Genomic DNA, 17,415 nt, shown 5'->3' with positions numbered 1-17,415 from the left:
TGATGACTGGCCCTCTGCCGCCACCTTTTCAACCGGTGCATGGCAACATTCGCCCTATCTGTCCGTTTCCGCGATGACGAGCCTGCGTGTGGAACTGGTGGGAAAGCGCTGGGCCATGCCGCTGCTGCTGCTGCTCGGCCTCTCCAGCCCCCTGGCTCCCGCAGCGGCCGAGGAGCTGCAGCGGGGAGCGATCGCCCAGGCCGTCGGCGATCCGGCCTCGAGCGACCCCATGCTTCAGGACGATGCCTACATCCTGGGCTCCGGTGATGGCCTCAGCCTGAAATTTCTGGCCGTGGATGATCTCAGCAGTTCCCTGGAGATTCTCAACGACGGCACAGCCTCCCTGCCCTTGCTGGGTAGCGTCAGGCTTTCGGGTCTGACCCTCTCCCAGGCCAGCCTCTGGCTGGAATCGCTCTACAGAAAACAACTGCAGCGGCCGGATCTGCAGCTGAGCGTGGTGCGCCCCAGGCCCCTGCGCATCGCCGTGGTGGGTGAGGTGGAGCGCCCCGGCATCTACACCCTCACCACCTCGGAATCGTCCACCGCCGAAGCGCCGATCTCGATCAGCGGGTCGCCGAGGTTGGTGGATGCCATTCAGAAGGCGGGGGGCATCACCGCGATGTCGAACCTGCGGCGGGTGGTGGTGCAGCGGCGTCTGCCCGGCGCCGACTCCCGCTTCAAGCGCGCCCGGGTGAATCTGCTGGCCCTGGTGCGCGACGGCGACCAGCTGCAGAATCCGCTGCTCTTCGATGGCGACACGATCAAGCTGGAGCGGGTGTCGGAGCAGCTGGCCACCAACACCGCCGAAATGGCCGCCACCACCCTGGCTCCCAAGGAGATCACCGTGAATGTGGTGGGGGAGGTGAAATCGCCGGGACGGCTGCAGGTTCCGGCCAGCACCCCCTTGATGCAGGCGATTCTTGCGGCCGGGGGTGTGGAGACCTGGCGGGCCAAGACCTCGAAGCTGGAACTGGTGCGGATCAACCGCAACGGCTCCGCCATGCGGCGCACCTACCCGCTTGACTTCAATCAGGGGGTGTCGCTCGCCAAGAATCCACCCCTGGTGGATGGCGACACGGTGATCGTCAACCGCAGTCGCTATGCGATCAGCACCGATGCGATCGGTGCGGTCAGCCAGCCCCTGACCGGGCTGGTCAATGTGCTGACCCTGTTCCGTCTGCTCGACAACGACAACTGAGCCTGGATGCGCATCACCTGGCTGTTGAGCGATGAACTGGCGGTGGGAACGGCTCCCTGCAGCCACGAGGATCTCGATCGGCTCGAGCAGGAGGGGGTCAGGGTACTGATCAGCCTCTGCTCGGCCGAGGAGGCCCCCCTGCCGGGCGCCATCTCCGAGCGGTTTCTCTGGGTACGGCTCCCCCTGCCGGATCACAATCATCACTGCGCTCCCACGATCGAGCAGATCTCCCTGGTGCTCGTGGAACTGAGCCGGCTGCGCGGGCATGGGCCGGTGTATCTGCACTGCGTGGCCGGCGTGGAGCGCTCGCCCCTGGTGGCGATGGCCTGGTTGATTCAGAGCCGCCGGATGGGCTGGCAGGCGGCTCTGGACTACGTGCAGCAGACCCATCCCGGCACCAGCCCTCTGCCTGAGCAGCTGGCGGTGCTGAGAAGCTTGCCGTTCCTGACGGCGGCGGTGAGTCCCCAACTGCCGGCAGTAGCCTGATCGGGCCATTTCCCGGCCGAGGGACCGAGTCGCTGGAGCCCTGCTCGCGACCGCCCGACCATCAGGGAGCCGTGTGTCCCTGCTCACCCTGACGTCGTTATGAGCTCTCCCACGGCCCTGATCACCGGCATCACCGGCCAGGACGGGTCGTACCTGGCGGAGCTGCTGCTGGAGAAGGGCTACCGGGTGCATGGCCTCAAGCGCCGGGCCAGCAGCTTCAACACGGCCCGCATCGATCACCTCTACCAGGATCCCCATGAGCGGGATCAGCGGCTGACGCTCCACTACGGCGATCTCACCGACAGCAGCAACCTGATCCGGATCATCGGTGAGGTGCGGCCCGATGAGATCTACAACCTCGGCGCCCAGAGCCACGTGGCGGTGAGTTTCGAAGCACCGGAATACACCGCCAATTGTGATGGCCTCGGCACCCTGCGCATCCTCGAGGCGGTGCGGCTGCTTGGCCTCACCGGCACCACCCGCATCTACCAGGCCAGCACCAGCGAGCTGTATGGATTGGTGCAGGACACACCCCAGCGGGAGAGCACTCCGTTTCATCCCCGCAGCCCCTACGGCGTGGCCAAGCTCTACGCCTACTGGATCACGGTGAATTACCGCGAGGCCTACGGGATGTATGCCTGCAACGGCATCCTGTTCAACCACGAAAGCCCGCGCCGCGGTGAAACGTTCGTGACCCGCAAGATCACCCGCGGCCTGGCGCGCATCACCGCTGGTCTGGAGCCCTGCCTCTACCTGGGCAACCTCGATTCCCGCCGCGACTGGGGTCACGCCCGCGATTACGTGGAGATGCAGTGGCGGATGCTGCAGCAGCCGGCACCGGAGGATTTCGTGATCGCCACGGGGCGGCAGGAGAGCGTGCGCCGGTTCATCGAATTGTCGGCCTTGGCCCTGGGCTGGGGCGGCATCCACTGGCAGGGCCAGGGGCTGGAGGAGGTGGGCCGCCGGGTCGACAGCGGGGCCGTGGTGGTGCGCATCGATCCGCGCTACTTCCGCCCGGCGGAGGTGGAGACGCTTCTGGGTGATCCCAGCCGCGCCCACGCCCGGCTGGGCTGGGCTCCCACCACCACGCTGGAGCAGCTGGTGGAGGAGATGGTGGCGGCTGATGTGGAGGAGGCCGCCAAGGAGGCCACCCTGCGCCGGGAGGGTTTTCCGGTGGTGGTCAGCCGCGAATGAGGCTGATCCGATGACCCTGATCACGCCATCGGATCGGATCTTCGTGGCGGGCCATCGCGGCATGGCCGGCAGCGCCATCGTGCGCGCCCTGGAGGCGAAGGGCTACACCAATCTGCTCACGGCAGGCCGCGATCAGCTGGACCTGCGCGATGCCGGCGCGGTGGAGCTGTGGTTCGCCAATCACAGCCCGGACGTGGTGGTGCTGGCGGCGGCGAAGGTGGGCGGCATCCTGGCCAACAGCTGCTATCCCGCCGACTTCCTGCTCGACAATCTCAAGATCCAGACCCATGTGATCGAGAACGCCTGGCGCCATGGGGCCAGGCGATTGCTGTTCCTGGGCAGCAGTTGCATCTATCCCAAGTTCGCCGAGCAGCCGATCCGGGAGGAGGCGTTGCTCACCGGCGCGCTGGAGCCCACCAATGAGTGGTATGCGATTGCCAAGATCGCCGGCCTCAAGCTGTGCGAAGCGCTGCGCCTCCAGCACGGCTTTGATGCGATCAGCCTGATGCCCACCAACCTCTACGGGCCCGGCGACAATGACCACCCCAGCCACAGCCATGTGCTGCCGGCGCTGCTCCGCCGCTTTCACGAGGCGAAGCTGGCCGGCGCCGAGCAGGTGGTCTGCTGGGGCACGGGCACGCCGCGGCGCGAATTCCTGCATGTGGATGATCTGGCCGAGACTGCGGTGTTCTGCCTGGAGCGGTGGCAGCCGGCGGCCGATGGGCCCCAGTTCCTGAATGTGGGCACGGGGGAGGATCTGCCGATCCGTGAACTCGCCGAGCTGGTGGCCCGAACCGTGGGCTATGGCGGTGCAATCACCTGGGACACCAGCAAGCCCGACGGCACACCGCGCAAGCTGCTGGACGTGAGCCGGCTGGCGGCGCTGGGCTGGCAGGCCCGGATTCCGCTGGCCGACGGGCTGGCCAGCACCTATGCCGACTGGGTGAAGGCAACCTGCCGCCAGCCTTAGCCTGAGCCGATGGGCACCCAGCAACCCTCCACGTTCCAGCGGCTTCGTGAAGGGGTGCAGCAGCGCTTCGAGGCTGCGCTGCAGCAGCGTGTTCAGGCCAGCCTGGCGGCCCATGCGTTGGCTGGTGGTGGCTGATGGCCAGGACCAGGCCGATCAGATGGCCGACGCGCTGCTGGATGCCGGCCTGGGGGCCGATGTGATCGCGCTCAGCAGGGCCCGCTGGCAGGCGGTGGCCAGCAGTACTTCACCCCATTGGAGGTCCATGCATCAGCAGGCCCGGCAACTGCTGAGCTTCGGGCCATGAATGCCCGGCCCCAGGCCTGGGCGCGGCAGGCCCTCAACGACCTTGAGCTGGCCCGCCTGGCCAGCACCAATGGATTTCAGGCGCAGGCCTGTTTTTTCGCATCCCAGGCTGCCGAGAAGGCCTTCCGGGGCGCCCTGCTCGAGCTGGGACAGGAGCCCCCGCACACCCATGTCCTGAATGATCTGGTGCAAGCCCTGGCGGCTGAGGGTGTGGATGTGGGGGTGATCGAGGCCTTACCCCTGAAGGCCCTCACCCGTATGACCATCACCAGCCGCTACCCGATCGACGCCACGCCGCCATCGGAGCTGTTCGATCGAGCCGATGCCGTTCAGGCGATCGCAACCGCCGAGGAAGCCATCAACTTCGTGGACCAGCTGGATCGCCCGGCTTCCTGACCCCCCGGCGAAATCGAGCATGCGGCACCTCCTCGCCTCGGTAGCGAGGCTTGAACTGCCCGTGATACTGATAGCGTGATAGCACGCTTGGTCTGGGATGACTTGATGGCGCAGTTGCTGGTTCGCAATCTGGATGTGTCGGTGAAGGAGGCGCTGCGACGTCGGGCTCAGCGCCATGGTCGCAGCATGGAGGAGGAGGCCCGCCAGATTCTTCGGCAGGCGGCGGAAGCGGAGCAGCTGCCGAGCGAAGGTCCAGGGCTGGGGTCACAGATGACGGCACTGTTTGCCGGCGCAGGGCTGAATGAGCCCATTGGCGAGTGGCAGGGTCAGGAGGCTGCACCGGCAGCAGTGGGCTCGTGATTCTGCTGGACACCAATGTGATCTCGGCCGTGATGCAGAACCAGCCAGACCCTGCGGTGGTGTGCTGGTTGGATGACCAGTCCGCCCAGGACGTGTGGCTGCCGAGTGTGGTGGTGTTTGAGTTGCGCTATGGAGTGGCAATCCTGCCTGCTGGCCAGCGCCGCCGCTCCCTGCAGCAGGGGCTTGATCAGTTGCTGGAGCAGCTTGTGCAGGATCGAATCGCCCCCCTGGATGGCCTCGCGGCCCATAGGGCCGCGGTATTGGCCGCCGAGCGCAAGGCCAAGGGACGCTCAGTCGATCTGCGTGACACCCTGATTGCTGGCATTGCCTTGGCCCGTGGTGCCCAGCTGGCCACCCGCAACACACGCCATTTCAGCGACACCACCATCGGACTGATCAATCCATTCCCCGATTGAGCCATCTGCTGCGGAGGCAGCATGACCCTCGCTGCAACCTCTGCGGTCACCCCAGCAATGACCAGTTGATGCGAACGATCGTCGACTTGCCTGAGCCTGAGCGCGAGCAACTGGATGCGCAGTGCCGGCAGCTCGGCATTTCAAGGGCGGCAGCCCTGCGGGAGGCGTTGCGGCTGTGGCTGAAGCAACAACACCCCAGACACGAGAAGGTCTTTGGCCTCTGGAAAGACCGACCGACTGACGCACTGGTGCTGCAGGAGGCGTTGCGGCAGGAGTGGAGCCATCATTGATGCTCTTGCTCGACACCTATCCCCCTTGACGCTTGAGAACGTGCTTCATCCCTATGCCCTTTGACGGTCGCCAGGGCCTGATCCATCTATCGTTGCTTTGATGGCGTCGATGCGTCATGACCCTGGTCCACGCTCCAGCCCTTGCCGATGCGCTGGCTCCTCTGCTGCTGCCGGAGCAGCTGCAGCTCACGCCAGAGCAGTTTGAGCTGGTGTGTGCGGCCAATCCTGAGGCGGTGATGGAGCTCGATGCCGACGGCCAGCTGATCAGCATGACCCCCACCGGCGGCGAGACCAGCAGCCGCAACAGTGAGCTGCTGTTCCAGCTGCAACGCTTTGCCAGAAGCGCTGGAGACTGGAAGGTCTTCGACAGCTCAGCAGGCTTCCGCCTTGCCGACGGCTCCGTGCTCAGCCCGGACGCCTCCCTGGTGCGTCTGGATCGCTGGCAGGCGCTCACCCCCGAGCAACGCCGCGGCTTCCCGCCCCTCTGCCCCGACCTGGTGGTGGACCTGACCAGCCCCAGCGATCAGGGCCCGCGTGGCGTCAGTGCCCTGAGCCGCAAGATGGCCGCTTACCAGGCCAACGGCGCCGCCCTGGGCTGGTTGTTGCTGCCGGACGAGCAGGGGGTGGAGATCTGGCCTGGCGGTGAGGCTCAAGGTGTTGATCTGCCGGAACCCCAGCGTCTGGAGGGCGCCACTGAGCTCGATGGCGGCGACGTGCTGCCTGGTTTGAAGCTGGATCTGAGCGAGATCTGGCAGGGCTGAGATGACCTGATGCCAGGTCAGCTCGGCCCCGCCTGCTCCCACAGCACCACCCCTGCCCTGGCGATGTGCTCCAGCAGGGTGGGGTGGTCGATCAGATGCTGGAGCTGCAGATCGATCCGCCAGGGCAGGAGCAGATCATCAAGTTCGGCGCCGAGCAGCAGCAGCTCGCTCAGGTCGAGGGCCGGGGCCTCCAGGCACAGGTCGATGTCGGATCCGGAGCGATGCCTGCCCAGCGCCCGCGATCCGTACAGGATCACTCTGCGCACCTCAGGATGGCGCTGGATCCTCTCCAGCACCTGGCTTGTGACCTCCGCCGGAAGGCCAGGGATGCCGGCATCGACCGATTCTGTGGATGCTGTCAACGCTGCCTGGCCCGCTCCGCCATCTCATCATGCAGAGCCTGGAGTTCCGCCCCGTACTTCCCCAGGATCAGGCCTGCGATCTGCTGGGCCAGGGAGGGGTTGTAGGTGTGGCTGGTGAGATCGCGGCTGCGGATCATCGCCATCCAGATGGCTTCGCTGCCCGGGCTGAGCAGATCCCTCACCACCGCCTCCCGCACCGCATCCCGCGAACCGCTGATGCCACTCACACCCTGATCCACCAGGAAATCCTTCAACAGCTGCCAGCTCAGTTCATGGGTGAATTCGAAGGCCTGAATCAAGCCCTGCTCCTCCAGCTCGCTCAGAGGGCGCGGCCGTAGTTGTCCAGGCGTTGCAGCCAGCGCACATCAGCTTCCGCCATGCCTGCAGCAGTCCCAACCACCCGAGTCAGTCTGGCCCACGCCACCCCACCTGTTGAGCCGAACCGCCGCGTGATTCCTCGTTTCACCCCCAGGGTGCTGCAGCGGCTGCTCGAGCCGCTGAGGGGGCCGGAGCCCACGGCGGTGCTGATCCGCTCCACGGCCCGATCCCAGTGGAAGTATCTGGCCCTGAACCTGGGCACGAACCTGCTGCAGGCGATCAGCGAAGGCGGCACCCTGGCGCTGATCTTTCTGGCGGTGGAGGCCCTCGGCAAGGCCGAGGAGATCAGCTGGCGCACGAACCCGCTGGTGGGCCGGATCCCGGCCCTGGCGGATGCCCTGCAGGGGTTGCCGGGGCCTGTGCTGTTCCTGGTGCTGCTGGGTGGAGCGGTGGCGCTGCAGGTGCTGCAGAGCCTGGCGCAGTATCTCAATGGGCTCAGTGTGGGCTGGTTCGCGGCCCGCTGCCGTGCCCGGATCACCAGCCTGATTCACGGCCAGATCCTCGGTTTCAGCTTTCCCTGTGCGTCGTCGTACCGGGTGGGTGATCTGCTCGATCAGGCGGGCCAGGGGCCTGAAGCGATCCGCATCGAAATCGAAACCCTCAACGGGCTGCTGCTGAATGGGCTGCTGATCGCGGCCTATCTGCTGATCCTGGTGGGCATCTCCCCCTGGCTGCTGCTGGTGGCGGTGGTGATGGCCCTGGCGGTGTCGGGCCTGCAGCGCAGCCTGCTGCCGGCGATTCGCCGCCAGGCGCAACTGGTGACCGACTCCCAGGTGGCGATCGCGACCCGCTCGACGGAGGACATCCAGGGTCTGCGGCTGCTGCACAGCAGTGGTCAGCTGGATGCTGCCGACCAGGCCTTTCAGGGGCGGATGGGGCTGCTGGAGCGCAGCCTGCGCCGCCAGAATCTGCTCACCAATGTGGTGGCACCGGTGAGCAACCTGCTGCCGGTGCTGGCCCTGGCGGTGGTGGCCACCTCCGCGGTGCTGCTGTTCGGCGCCCGCAGCACGGGCATCCTGCCCAGCCTGATCACCTTCATGCTGGCGCTGCAGCGCCTGAACACGCGCCTGGCCGGGTGTGCGGGCTTGATCGGGCAACAGGCCGTGAACAATGTGCGGCTGCGGCGCCTGAATGGCCTGTTGCGCCGTGACGACAAAAGCTTCCGGCGGCAAGGCGGCGTCCCCTTCCAGGGCCTGGAGCGGGAGGTGCGCTTCGAGGGGGTGTCGTTGCGGTATGGCCCTGAGGGGGCGGAGGCCTTGCGTGGGGTGGATCTGGTGCTGCCCAAGGGGTCGACCGCGGCCCTGGTGGGACCCAGCGGGGCGGGCAAGAGTTCGATCGCTGATCTGCTGGTGGGGCTGTACGCCCCCAGCCGTGGGCGGATCCTGGTGGACGGCCGCGACCTGCAGAGCATCGATCTGCCCAGCTGGCAGCAGCGGCTGGGGGTGGTGAGCCAGGACACGTTCCTGTTCAACGCCACCCTGGCGGAGAACATCGGCTTCGGCTGCGCCTGGGCCACGCGGGCGGATGTGAAAGCGGCGGCGGCCCGGGCCCAGGCGGCGGGGTTCATCGAAGAGCTGCCGGAGGGCTACGACACGCTGGTGGGGGAGCGGGGCTACCGGCTGAGCGGCGGGCAGCGGCAGCGGATCAGCCTGGCGCGGGCGATCCTGCGCAATCCGGAGCTGCTGATCCTCGATGAGGCCACCAGCGCGCTGGATTCCCAGAGTGAGCGGCTGGTGCAGCAGGCGATCGAGCAGTTCGAGCGGCAGCGCACGGTGCTGGTGATCGCCCACCGGCTGAGCACGATCGTGAAGGCCGATCGGATCCTGGTGATGGAACGCGGACGGATCGTGGAGCAGGGCCCCCACGCCGAGCTGCTGAGGCTGGGCGGGATATATGCGGGACTGTGGCGGCAGCAGGCGGGCGGGGCCGAGGCGGTGCTGCGGGGGTGAGGGCCCTGCTCCACGATGCGGCCTTCAGCGAGGCGGCTGATCACACCGCTGATCTTCAATGCCCGGGCCTGGTTCACGGGCCAGCTGCCGCAGCTGCTGGGCGCGTGGGCGCAGGTGGTGGGCAGCTCAGCGGTGCTGCCGGTGCTGGTGTGGATTGTGTACAGGCTGGCGATGCCGATCCTGATCGAGCGGATGAGTGCGTGAGGCTCTCCATGGAGTTCAGCCAACACGCCCTCGACAAATGCACGCTCTATGGCGTCAACCCCGAGCTGGTGCGTGATGCCCTCGCAGACGGCGAGACATTTCTCGATCTCAACCGGGGCGGTAGCCGTGCTCGGGTGTTCGAGTTTCTGGATCGCCCCTGGGTTGCCGTGCTCACTCCCGATGACGCCAGGGTGATTACGGTGTACCCGACTGACCAAAGAACCGTGAAGGCCCGCCAGGCCGGAGGACGATGGCTGTTTCTCAACCGTTGACCCTGCCTGATCAGCTGCGGAGCATGCGCCAGTCGGTGGATTCAGACACTGGTGCCATCCTGTTTCGCCATCCAACCCTCCAGGGCATCCCCGATCTGGTGGTGGAGGGAGACGGATACACCATGGAATTCATTGGCCCCACCTTGCTCTGCCTCGACATCATCGATCCAGGAGCCCTGGGCCGCCTGCTGGCAGAACCGATCAAGCAGCAACTTCCTGTGGGCCTAGGAGACTGATCGATCAAACCCCGGCCAACAGCACACCACATCTGGTGTCTCCAACCCCGAAATTGTTAGGCACGTCGGAGGAGCTTCCCCCTGAGCCACCAGGCTCCACCAGTGCCAGGCCCCGCACGGGTTGCAGCTCCAACCCCAAGCCTCAGCAACCTCTTCGCCAGCCCATGCTGCTGCCTTCACCTTAGCATGTGCTGATCATGTGCAGAATATCGTGGCAGCCGGACCAGACCCACAGCGCCCTCCGCAGCACCCTCCAGAGCGAGCCACAGAGCGGGTGGCCGTGTTGATGACACCCACAGAAAAGGCTGCCTATGCCGATCGGGCCCATAGCCTTGGCCTTTCGCTCGGGCAGTTTTTCCGTGAGGCGGGAGCGGCCTACGCCCGCCGCACCGCCCAGGTGGAAGCGCGCTCCCTCGCGGAAGCGGAAGCCCTCGAAGCCGCCCTCAGGCAGCTGGAACTCAGTACCAGCCGCACCGAACAAACCCTGGATGCGGCAATGGCCGAGGTGAGAACTGCCTTGGGCGCTCAGCCATGAGCGTGACAGACCGGATTCTCTCGGCGCTCACCACCGTGATCCGGATGAACGACAAGGTGGAAGGGATGGCCGGGCTGATGAGGGAGCAGCAACGCCGCCTCGACGATCTCCAGGGCCGGGTGATCCGCCTGGAAACGGTGCTCGAACTGGCCCTGCATCGATCGTCAGGGGCTTCTGGCCGGCTGCTGGAAGCGGATGGCAACCCAACCGAAGCCTGACGGGCTGACTCCGCTGCCCCCGCGCCTGGTTCACCGGCCAGCCGCCGCCGATCCTGATCGAGCGGATGGGTGCCTGAGATGGGCGACGACGTACTGGTGACAGTGGAGAACATGAGCAAGCGGTTCTGCCGCAGCCTCAAGCGTTCGCTCTGCACTGGCTTGCAGAACCTGGGCAGTGAGATCGGCGGCCGCCGCCATGGCGGCGGGGGGGTGCCTGGGGTTGATCGGCCGCAATGGTGGGGCTAGACGACTGCCGCGGATGCTGAATGGGTTGATCAAGCCTGACATCGGACGTATTGAGATGCGGGGGCGTGTTGGACAATTATTCGCACTAGGAGCTGGCTTAAATCCTGTAGCAATAGGAAGAGAGAGTATCGGATAAACGCAAGTCTGCTCGGACTTAGCAATGGACAAGACAATGATAAGCTTGATGAGATTATTGATTTTTCTGAGATCAATGATTTGATGGATGATTTCCCGGTGCAAGTCTATAGCTCAGGAATGCAACTCAGACTTAGCTTTGGAGTGGCAAGCAGCCTAGCAATATATACTGATATTAGACGAAGTACTTGCAGTAGGCGATAGGCAGTTTCAGCTAAAATGCTTCAACGGAACCGTCGCCATGTGAGAACAATAATTGCGCAACAATGATGGTATCTCGCTGTAATCATTGTCTCCTGCGACTATGCGACAGAGGGATAGTCCTAGCAACAGGAGAAAGCAAGTGCGAAGGCCCAATGGTTGATTCGATTTAGTATCACCTGGAATACGCTAATACAAATAAAATTGCTACAGTCAAAAGTGCTAAAAGTCATATAGAGATAGAGATACTAGGCGCGGAGGATTCAAGGTATATTATATTAGCGACAATCTCAATTCTGCTATCAGAAACACTATTTCTTGGAGATCATGAAGATATTTGGACAGAGCTTGTCTACAGAAATAGCGAAGGCATTCCAATCCTTTGCGCACCTATCAACATAAGCTGCGAATATTTTGTCAAGACAGATGATGTAGTTACGTTTACTGTTACGTTAAACGGGCCCAATTTCAATAATGTAACTATTATTTCTTCTATTGCGATCTTGAATAATAAAGTCTTACTCTTTGGCGAAAAACTCTGGTCAGCCAGTATGTGTATCAGGCAATCCTAGTAATATTGGCCTAATCTTGCCACAAGATGTGAGAGTAAACTCACCAAGGGAGGCAACAAAACATTTGCTTTGGTAGCCCAGTGCAGATTGAAATACATTGAAGATGTGATTTAATTTAAAAACCACTCTGCAACACTATGCAGCAGCCACAAATAGAACAGATAATGCTTGACAAAGATAGCTTAAAAGATTAACAATTGCAATGAGTTTTTTTAAATAAACGCCTTCTAAGACAGCATGAAATTAAATCCCAAAACCTGGTTGAGGTCAAAATGTAAACCACAGAAAACAGAGAGTTGCACTCTTTGTTTTGACTCTAAGGAGAATATCTATTATGTTCTGGACAGCACAACTAAATCCAAAATTTATATAGGGCACCTCGAAAAATCTACGGCGCTCCCTGACAGCCTATGAAATATGCAATAGAATTGGTTCAGCTCAACACAGCTGAATGGGACAGCGTGGATTCTGGGATGAGGAGAAGCGCATCCACAGGCTTCAGCAAAAGAAGCCCACGTTAGCGACCCTGTCCGAGGCGATTCCCTGGGATGCCTTCAGGCCGCTGCTGGAGCAGGGTTACAGCCATGAACGCAAGAGCAATGCTGGCCGTAAGCGGATTGATCCGATCATCCTCTTCAAGATGCTGGTGCTGCAGCAGCTGTTCAACCTCAGCGATGAGGAGCTGGAATTTCAGGTCAACGACAGACGCTCATTCGAGGAGTTTGTCGGACTGGGAGTGATGAACACCATTCCCGATGCCACCACTATTGCCTTCTTCCGCGAGCGGCTCCGCAAGGCGGGTGTCATCGATGAGCTTTTTGAACGGTTTGAGGAGCACCTGCGGTCCCAGGGCCTGGAGGCCCGTGGTGGGCAGATCATCGATGCCACGCTGGTACCTGTTCCCAAACAGCGAAACTCAAGGGAGGAGAACAAGACCATCAAGGATGGAGCCATTCCAGAGAAGTGGTTGGACAAGCCAAACCGCTTGCGCCAGAAGGACACTGACGCTCGCTGGGTCAAGAAGAATGGCGTCAACCACTACGGCTACAAGAACAGCATCTGCATTGATGCCACTCACGGCTTCATTCGGAGATTTGCCATTACCCCAGCCAATATTCACGACAGCCAGATGCTTACGCAGGTGCTAGACCCTGAGAATAGGGATGACTTTGTCTGGGCTGATTCTGGCTATGCAGGTGCTCAGTTTGAGGATCTCCTGGACATGGCTGGTTTTGAGAGCAGAATTCATGAGAAGGGCTCACGCTGCCATCCCTTGAGCGAAGAAGCCCAGGAGCGCAACAAGGTCCGATCGAGTGTGCGGGCAAGGGTTGAGCACGTCTTTGGTGCAATCACAACTTGCATGCGCGGCAAGCTGACAAGGCGGATTGGATTGGCCAGAACTAGAGCTTGGTGGGGACTGCGTAATCTGACTTACAACTTTCTTCGATACCTGCATTGCAACTCAATGGCAATGCTGGCTGTCTGATCATTCGGCTCCGGGATAACTATCCCGCCTTTAAGTCATGGATGTCAGTCATCAGGCGGATCTGCACGTGCAGAGGATGAGCATGTGGCTTCTCAAGACAGCATGGGTAGTGGCAATATTTCGAGGTGCCCTATATCTGATCAGAAGAGGTTTGAGCTGTACAAGCGAGGCGTTTCTTTTAGGATCAATTGGCTGCTTTCAGACTATAGAGTGCCACTTAATATCTTCGAAAAGGGCGATACAGTCATAGATATAGGAGCAAACTGCGGGGAGCTCAATTTTTGTAGTGCGCTCGACGACTGCACATACATAGCCATAGAACCAGATCCGGAAGCATTTAAGGCGTTATCATTAAATCATCCAAACTCAATATTAGTAAACTGCGCACTGTCGGATATAAACGGTGAACAACTATTTTACCTGAGCACATCAGAAGCGGATAGCAGCCTATATAAACCACAAATATTTACAGGTACCGTTGAGGTAAAAGTCAGTACTCTTGACGAATGCCTAAATTCAGTCTATCAGTCAGGATCAATCAAGCTTCTAAAAATTGAGGCAGAAGGAATGGAGCCTGAAATATTAAGAGGGGGCCGTGATACTTTGCGGCGCACTAAATATATTGCTTTAGATGCAGGACCAGAAAGAGGAGGAGAATCTACCGCACCTGAATGCCTCAATCTATTGCATGATATGGGATACAAAATAAAAAGCACCTATCTTTTTCGAGGTACTTTCTTTCTTGAAAATAGTTTGATCTCCTAGCTTCAGACAACCTAAATCTATCACAATCTTCATTCTTATTACCGCCTAAGGCGATTTAAAACAGCAGCCAAATGTCACCTTAATATATCAAATAGCATCTTAAGATATGCTTTCACTGTTCAAGTAAAACCCTCTTTGTGTATGAATCAAATCTCGCTAATCGAATATTGCAGAGCAGCCAACGGAATGCTCCCAGACAATGTCTATGAGGCATTATTTGATGCCGCTATGAATCTTGGGAATGGTGCAGTTCTAGAGATTGGCACGGCCCACGGGGCAGCTACAACCGCAATAGGGCTCGGGCTGCTAGAGAAAAGCTCAAATAATCATATTTTCACTGTAGACATCTTTGGAGGGCGATACTCAAGTCGTTCTGCATTTGGATCTCCTGCGGACAACATTAAAATAGTTAAGAGCAATCTTGCAAGGGCTGGCATTGAAAAATTGGTAACTGTCTTTGCAGGGTCTTCATTTGCTTTCGCTAATAGCGGCGGCTGTCCCGATTCGCTTTCAATGCTGATGCTAGATGCGGATGGCAGGATCGATCGCGACTTCTTTTTATTCTATGAATTAACTAAGCCAGGCAGTTTAATTGTGATAGACGATGCAGATGATTGCATCTTTTTGTCCCGGAATTCTAGTGACGAGCCATATGTCGATTTGAAGCATCGAATCACTCATCTTCTGGTCGATCGTTTTCAGGGCGCTGGCTTTATCAGTGATCTCAGAATGATTTCAAATACGTTGTTCTGTCGAAGCACTGGAAAAGCACTTGCCCGAGAACCTTTCATGGATATGGTTATTGAGGCTTATCGAGAACTGGTCTTCTCTGCTGGTGGGCCAGGCTGGAATGATCTTGCAATCATTGCTCCTCGTGCATCTCAAGCACGCAAAGCGCTTGACCTGTACGACAGTGTATCGAAAAAAATTAATCCGGTCAGAAAAATAATTAGGCGCCTTGGCTTGTGATAGAGGTCAGCTGATCTTTGATTCAGTGACCCATTATCCATCTCACTGATCGTCACTCTCAGCACTCGCGTCATGATCCTCTCCATTCGCAGTGCACCGCGCATACTGCTTCACATCGCGTCCGCGCTCTGATCGCCATCAAGTCGGCAAAGGCCCAAACCGGTTCTACCCCCATCTTCTGCCCAATCCAATCCAGACCTCCCGGATGAGCCCTCCCCTCCACGTCGTCTACTGCCTCACCTCCAGCGGCGGTGATCTCTACGAGGCGATGACCCGCGTGTCGCTCGGCACCGTGCGGCTCACCAACCCGACAGCCCGCATCGAGATCGCCTGCGACCAGCAGACCCACCAGGCCCTTCAGGCCACTGGCAGCCAGCTGCTGCGCGAAGCCGACGCCGTGCACGGCTTCCCCACACCCGACGGCCCGCCCACCTTCCGCAACCGCTTCGTCAAAACTACGCTGCGCCTGCTGCTCCGCGGCCCCTTCCTCTTCCTCGACAGCGACACCGTGGTGCGCAAGCCCCTCACCCTGCTGCTCAACCTCCACGCCGACATCGCCGCCGCCCCCAACCACTCCGCCGACACCCTCGCCGAGCAGATCTGGTCCGAAGACCAGGCCAACCTCGACACCATGGGTTGGCAGGTGCGCGAGCCCTACGTCAACGGTGGCGTGATCTGGCACGCCGACACCCCCGCTGCCCACAGGTTCGCCGAAGCCTGGCACTGCAACTGGCTGGCCAATGTGGAGCGCACGGGACGGTATCGGGATCAGCCGGCGTTGAACAACGCCCTCTCAGCCGATCAGGAGATCAAGCTCCAGGTCCTTCCGCACAGCTGCAATGCACAAGTTGGGATGCGACCTGACCTCGCTGAGGCGGCCCTCATCTGGCACATCTACTCGTCAACGGGCCTGAGCGCGCAGGATAGATTCAGCCACTGCTGTCGGCGTGTGCTTGAAGGCCGCTCCCGGCACTTGCCATCTAGACCCATCTCAGGCCTTGTGAAGGCCACAACGCCTAATCGAACACCCTCTCTGGCAACTCAACTGCGATTCAGGTTTAAGTCGAAGCTTCAATCTCTGATCAAGGCCGGCTGATCATTCGGCTATGGCGGCGGGATCCACGCCTCCCGCACCCTCCAGTTCCTCAACCAGGTGCAGCCCGATCTGTTCCTGCCCCAGTGCCTGCACGCGCACTACCTCGCCGCCGCCCACGCCGGTCGCCAGGGCTTGCCCTGGATCTTCACCATGCATTCCGACGACCCCGATTACTGGTGCGTCGCCGAAGCGCTCACCCCGGAAGCCCACGGCGGCAGCAGCGTCTGCGTCTCTCAGTTTCTGGCCCAGCAGCTACGTCAGCGCCTGCCCGTCACCAACCCGCAGGTGATCCCCTGCGGCATCACGCTGCCAACGGCCCAGGTCAGATTCTCGGATCAACCATTTCGCGTGGTGTACAGCGGCCGCATGGTCGACCGGCAGAAGTGTATCCATCAGGTGGTGCACTCCCTCATCCATGCCTGCCGGGCCTCCAGCCAGATCGAAGCCCACTTGATCGGCGACGGCCACGCCCGCTCATCCTGCGAACAGCTTGTTCACCAGGCCGGCCTCGACGATCGCATCCACTTCCACGGCCGCGTGCCTCCTGAGCAGGTGCAGCCGCTCCTGCAACGCAGCCAGGCGATCCTGTTGATGTCTGAGTTTGATGGCCTCCCCGTGGCGTTGCTCGAAGCCATGGCCTCAGGCGTGGTGCCCGTGGTGCGCACCATCGACAGCGGCATCCCGGAACTGGTGCACCATGAGCGCACGGGGTTGCTTGTTCCCAATGATCCCTCCACGGCCGCCGCCGCACTCACGCGCCTGGTTCACGACCCAGATCTCTGGCAACACTGCTCCAGCAGCGCCCGTGCACTGGGGAGCGCTCACTACAGTGCCGATTACTGCTTGGGACTCTGGCTCGCCTTGATTGAGCAGCACCACACTCGCCCGCGCCCACATTTCCCGCTCACCAGCGACGGCCTGCGCCGTGCACTGCCCCTTGCCGATCGCCGCTTTCAGAGCCAGTACCCCACACGGCCATCCCCATGGAGCCGGTTGCATCCACGCCGGATAGTGGGGCGATTGCGGCGGATTGTGCGACTCCCATGAAGCACCTCTGTGCCTGAAATGAGATTGCCCTGCGGCCTGCAGGGCCGCTAGGAGCCTGTCGCGCATAGATCCACGGGCAGCTCTCCACAGACGCCCCTGAATCCGCCCAGATCGCAGTGACGGCAATGGATCTGAGCGGGAGAATGGGGTATGCAGAAGCCCAAGTCGTTCCGCCCCTGGCAGCCGGACCAGACCACCTTGCTGCCTCCATCACCACGTGAGTGGCTGGCAGAAGACCACCAGGTGTATTTTTTGCTGGATCTGGTAGAGGAGCTGGATCTCTCCGAGATCCTGATCCCGGCTCAGGCCAAAGATCCCCGCGGGGAGAAGGGGTTTGATCCCAGGATGATGACGATGCTCCTGCTCTACG

General features: G+C 60.9%; 25 protein-coding genes and 1 pseudogene. 24 read left to right on the top strand and 2 right to left on the bottom strand.

What is annotated here, in order from left to right; all coding sequences use genetic code 11:
• Nucleotides 1-73: 73 nt before the first annotated feature.
• From FPZ61_RS13475 to FPZ61_RS13430, 11 genes are all read left to right on the top strand, one after another.
• Nucleotides 74-1,198, top strand: coding sequence for an SLBB domain-containing protein (locus FPZ61_RS13475; RefSeq protein WP_185467103.1), 1,125 nt, complete (start codon nt 74-76; stop codon nt 1,196-1,198).
• Between the two features lie 6 nt (nt 1,199-1,204).
• On the top strand, nt 1,205-1,684 hold the full coding sequence (locus FPZ61_RS13470) for a dual specificity protein phosphatase family protein (protein ID WP_185467104.1): 480 nt from the start codon (nt 1,205-1,207) through the stop codon (nt 1,682-1,684).
• A 99-nt stretch (nt 1,685-1,783) separates the two neighbouring features.
• Entirely contained in the window at nt 1,784-2,878 is a 1,095-nt protein-coding gene (gene gmd, locus FPZ61_RS13465; protein WP_185467105.1) for a GDP-mannose 4,6-dehydratase, read from the top strand.
• A gap of 10 nt (nt 2,879-2,888) precedes the next feature.
• Nucleotides 2,889-3,848 carry a GDP-L-fucose synthase gene (locus FPZ61_RS13460; protein WP_185467106.1) on the top strand — a complete coding sequence of 320 codons (960 nt, stop codon included), beginning with the start codon at nt 2,889-2,891 and terminating at the stop codon, nt 3,846-3,848.
• A 9-nt stretch (nt 3,849-3,857) separates the two neighbouring features.
• Nucleotides 3,858-3,983, top strand: coding sequence for a hypothetical protein (locus FPZ61_RS15650; RefSeq protein WP_255441632.1), 126 nt, complete (start codon nt 3,858-3,860; stop codon nt 3,981-3,983).
• Nucleotides 3,961-4,152, top strand: a complete 192-nt coding sequence (locus FPZ61_RS13455; RefSeq protein ID WP_185467107.1) for a hypothetical protein — start codon at nt 3,961-3,963, stop codon at nt 4,150-4,152. The genes FPZ61_RS15650 and FPZ61_RS13455 overlap by 23 nt, the downstream gene beginning before the upstream one ends.
• Nucleotides 4,149-4,547 (top strand): HEPN domain-containing protein, encoded by a 399-nt coding sequence (locus FPZ61_RS13450; RefSeq protein ID WP_185467108.1) that lies wholly within the window; start codon nt 4,149-4,151, stop codon nt 4,545-4,547. The genes FPZ61_RS13455 and FPZ61_RS13450 overlap by 4 nt, the downstream gene beginning before the upstream one ends.
• Before the next feature lie 105 nt (nt 4,548-4,652).
• Nucleotides 4,653-4,907 (top strand): toxin-antitoxin system, encoded by a 255-nt coding sequence (locus FPZ61_RS13445; protein ID WP_185467109.1) that lies wholly within the window; start codon nt 4,653-4,655, stop codon nt 4,905-4,907.
• Nucleotides 4,904-5,323, top strand: coding sequence for a type II toxin-antitoxin system VapC family toxin (locus FPZ61_RS13440; RefSeq protein WP_185467110.1), 420 nt, complete (start codon nt 4,904-4,906; stop codon nt 5,321-5,323). The genes FPZ61_RS13445 and FPZ61_RS13440 overlap by 4 nt, the downstream gene beginning before the upstream one ends.
• A gap of 68 nt (nt 5,324-5,391) precedes the next feature.
• The gene (locus tag FPZ61_RS13435) at nt 5,392-5,613 is read left to right on the top strand and encodes a ribbon-helix-helix domain-containing protein (protein WP_185467111.1); all 222 of its coding nucleotides are present in this window, start codon (nt 5,392-5,394) and stop codon (nt 5,611-5,613) included.
• Nucleotides 5,614-5,729: 116 nt separating this feature from the next.
• Nucleotides 5,730-6,374, top strand: coding sequence for a Uma2 family endonuclease (locus FPZ61_RS13430; RefSeq protein WP_185467112.1), 645 nt, complete (start codon nt 5,730-5,732; stop codon nt 6,372-6,374).
• Between the two features lie 17 nt (nt 6,375-6,391).
• Here the strand turns inward: FPZ61_RS13430 and FPZ61_RS13425 are convergent, their stop codons facing one another.
• Together FPZ61_RS13425 and FPZ61_RS13420 are read right to left on the bottom strand one after the other, a co-directional pair.
• Nucleotides 6,392-6,736 carry a nucleotidyltransferase domain-containing protein gene (locus tag FPZ61_RS13425; protein ID WP_185467113.1) on the bottom strand — a complete coding sequence of 115 codons (345 nt, stop codon included), beginning with the start codon at nt 6,734-6,736 and terminating at the stop codon, nt 6,392-6,394.
• Nucleotides 6,733-7,035 carry an HI0074 family nucleotidyltransferase substrate-binding subunit gene (locus FPZ61_RS13420; RefSeq protein WP_255441631.1) on the bottom strand — a complete coding sequence of 101 codons (303 nt, stop codon included), beginning with the start codon at nt 7,033-7,035 and terminating at the stop codon, nt 6,733-6,735. The genes FPZ61_RS13425 and FPZ61_RS13420 overlap by 4 nt, the downstream gene beginning before the upstream one ends.
• 78 nt (nt 7,036-7,113) lie before the next feature.
• Here FPZ61_RS13420 and FPZ61_RS13415 point away from each other — a divergent pair, with 78 nt between their 5' ends.
• From FPZ61_RS13415 to FPZ61_RS13355, 13 genes and pseudogenes are all read left to right on the top strand, one after another.
• Nucleotides 7,114-9,063 (top strand): ABC transporter ATP-binding protein, encoded by a 1,950-nt coding sequence (locus FPZ61_RS13415; protein WP_255441630.1) that lies wholly within the window; start codon nt 7,114-7,116, stop codon nt 9,061-9,063.
• A gap of 15 nt (nt 9,064-9,078) precedes the next feature.
• Nucleotides 9,079-9,267 (top strand): hypothetical protein, encoded by a 189-nt coding sequence (locus FPZ61_RS13410; protein ID WP_185467114.1) that lies wholly within the window; start codon nt 9,079-9,081, stop codon nt 9,265-9,267.
• An 8-nt stretch (nt 9,268-9,275) separates the two neighbouring features.
• On the top strand, nt 9,276-9,539 hold the full coding sequence (locus FPZ61_RS13405) for a DUF4258 domain-containing protein (RefSeq protein ID WP_185467115.1): 264 nt from the start codon (nt 9,276-9,278) through the stop codon (nt 9,537-9,539).
• On the top strand, nt 9,536-9,775 hold the full coding sequence (locus FPZ61_RS13400) for a hypothetical protein (protein WP_185467116.1): 240 nt from the start codon (nt 9,536-9,538) through the stop codon (nt 9,773-9,775). Before FPZ61_RS13405 ends, FPZ61_RS13400 begins: the two co-directional genes overlap by 4 nt.
• Nucleotides 9,776-10,061: 286 nt before the next feature.
• The gene (locus tag FPZ61_RS13395; protein ID WP_185467117.1) at nt 10,062-10,310 is read left to right on the top strand and encodes a hypothetical protein; all 249 of its coding nucleotides are present in this window, start codon (nt 10,062-10,064) and stop codon (nt 10,308-10,310) included.
• A complete protein-coding gene (locus FPZ61_RS13390; protein WP_185467118.1) occupies nt 10,307-10,528 on the top strand; it encodes a hypothetical protein in 222 nt (73 codons plus the stop codon). Before FPZ61_RS13395 ends, FPZ61_RS13390 begins: the two co-directional genes overlap by 4 nt.
• A gap of 78 nt (nt 10,529-10,606) precedes the next feature.
• Nucleotides 10,607-10,774, top strand: a complete 168-nt coding sequence (locus tag FPZ61_RS13385) for a hypothetical protein (protein ID WP_185467119.1) — start codon at nt 10,607-10,609, stop codon at nt 10,772-10,774.
• Between the two features lie 1,359 nt (nt 10,775-12,133).
• Entirely contained in the window at nt 12,134-13,168 is a 1,035-nt protein-coding gene (locus FPZ61_RS13380) for an IS5 family transposase (RefSeq protein ID WP_185467120.1), read from the top strand.
• Between the two features lie 210 nt (nt 13,169-13,378).
• Nucleotides 13,379-13,933 (top strand): FkbM family methyltransferase, encoded by a 555-nt coding sequence (locus FPZ61_RS13375; protein WP_185474862.1) that lies wholly within the window; start codon nt 13,379-13,381, stop codon nt 13,931-13,933.
• Nucleotides 13,934-14,119: 186 nt separating this feature from the next.
• Nucleotides 14,120-14,902: a class I SAM-dependent methyltransferase gene (locus tag FPZ61_RS13370; RefSeq protein WP_185467122.1), complete on the top strand. Its 783-nt coding sequence runs from the start codon at nt 14,120-14,122 to the stop codon at nt 14,900-14,902.
• A 205-nt stretch (nt 14,903-15,107) separates the two neighbouring features.
• Complete coding sequence (locus tag FPZ61_RS13365; RefSeq protein ID WP_185467123.1) at nt 15,108-15,998, top strand: putative nucleotide-diphospho-sugar transferase; 891 nt, start codon at nt 15,108-15,110, stop codon at nt 15,996-15,998.
• Nucleotides 15,999-16,019: 21 nt separating this feature from the next.
• The gene (locus FPZ61_RS13360) at nt 16,020-17,045 is read left to right on the top strand and encodes a glycosyltransferase family 4 protein (RefSeq protein WP_370593465.1); all 1,026 of its coding nucleotides are present in this window, start codon (nt 16,020-16,022) and stop codon (nt 17,043-17,045) included.
• A gap of 150 nt (nt 17,046-17,195) precedes the next feature.
• Nucleotides 17,196-17,415: pseudogene (locus FPZ61_RS13355) on the top strand (IS5/IS1182 family transposase); the annotation flags it as partial.

Source organism: Synechococcus sp. BSA11S, assembly GCF_014224355.1.
Classification (GTDB): Bacteria; Cyanobacteriota; Cyanobacteriia; order PCC-6307; family Cyanobiaceae; genus Regnicoccus_A.
This window is presented reverse-complemented; position numbering and strand designations above follow the sequence as displayed.

Bases quoted from the DNA above. Each gene is read 5' to 3' on its own strand.
- FPZ61_RS13430 (WP_185467112.1), top strand. From the start codon at position 5,730: ATGACCCTGGTCCACGCTCCAGCCCTTGCCGATGCGCTGGCTCCTCTG.
- FPZ61_RS13385 (WP_185467119.1), top strand. From the start codon at position 10,607: ATGGGCGACGACGTACTGGTGACAGTGGAGAACATGAGCAAGCGGTTC.
- FPZ61_RS13365 (WP_185467123.1), top strand. From the start codon at position 15,108: ATGAGCCCTCCCCTCCACGTCGTCTACTGCCTCACCTCCAGCGGCGGT.
- FPZ61_RS13410 (WP_185467114.1), top strand. From the start codon at position 9,079: ATGCGGCCTTCAGCGAGGCGGCTGATCACACCGCTGATCTTCAATGCC.
- FPZ61_RS13395 (WP_185467117.1), top strand. From the start codon at position 10,062: ATGACACCCACAGAAAAGGCTGCCTATGCCGATCGGGCCCATAGCCTT.
- gmd (WP_185467105.1), top strand. From the start codon at position 1,784: ATGAGCTCTCCCACGGCCCTGATCACCGGCATCACCGGCCAGGACGGG.
- FPZ61_RS13445 (WP_185467109.1), top strand. From the start codon at position 4,653: ATGGCGCAGTTGCTGGTTCGCAATCTGGATGTGTCGGTGAAGGAGGCG.
- FPZ61_RS13415 (WP_255441630.1), top strand. From the start codon at position 7,114: ATGCCTGCAGCAGTCCCAACCACCCGAGTCAGTCTGGCCCACGCCACC.
- FPZ61_RS13450 (WP_185467108.1), top strand. From the start codon at position 4,149: ATGAATGCCCGGCCCCAGGCCTGGGCGCGGCAGGCCCTCAACGACCTT.
- FPZ61_RS13435 (WP_185467111.1), top strand. From the start codon at position 5,392: ATGCGAACGATCGTCGACTTGCCTGAGCCTGAGCGCGAGCAACTGGAT.
- FPZ61_RS13370 (WP_185467122.1), top strand. From the start codon at position 14,120: ATGCTCCCAGACAATGTCTATGAGGCATTATTTGATGCCGCTATGAAT.
- FPZ61_RS13405 (WP_185467115.1), top strand. From the start codon at position 9,276: ATGGAGTTCAGCCAACACGCCCTCGACAAATGCACGCTCTATGGCGTC.
- FPZ61_RS13475 (WP_185467103.1), top strand. From the start codon at position 74: ATGACGAGCCTGCGTGTGGAACTGGTGGGAAAGCGCTGGGCCATGCCG.
- FPZ61_RS13390 (WP_185467118.1), top strand. From the start codon at position 10,307: ATGAGCGTGACAGACCGGATTCTCTCGGCGCTCACCACCGTGATCCGG.
- FPZ61_RS13460 (WP_185467106.1), top strand. From the start codon at position 2,889: ATGACCCTGATCACGCCATCGGATCGGATCTTCGTGGCGGGCCATCGC.
- FPZ61_RS13380 (WP_185467120.1), top strand. From the start codon at position 12,134: ATGGGACAGCGTGGATTCTGGGATGAGGAGAAGCGCATCCACAGGCTT.
- FPZ61_RS15650 (WP_255441632.1), top strand. From the start codon at position 3,858: ATGGGCACCCAGCAACCCTCCACGTTCCAGCGGCTTCGTGAAGGGGTG.
- FPZ61_RS13455 (WP_185467107.1), top strand. From the start codon at position 3,961: ATGCGTTGGCTGGTGGTGGCTGATGGCCAGGACCAGGCCGATCAGATG.
- FPZ61_RS13470 (WP_185467104.1), top strand. From the start codon at position 1,205: ATGCGCATCACCTGGCTGTTGAGCGATGAACTGGCGGTGGGAACGGCT.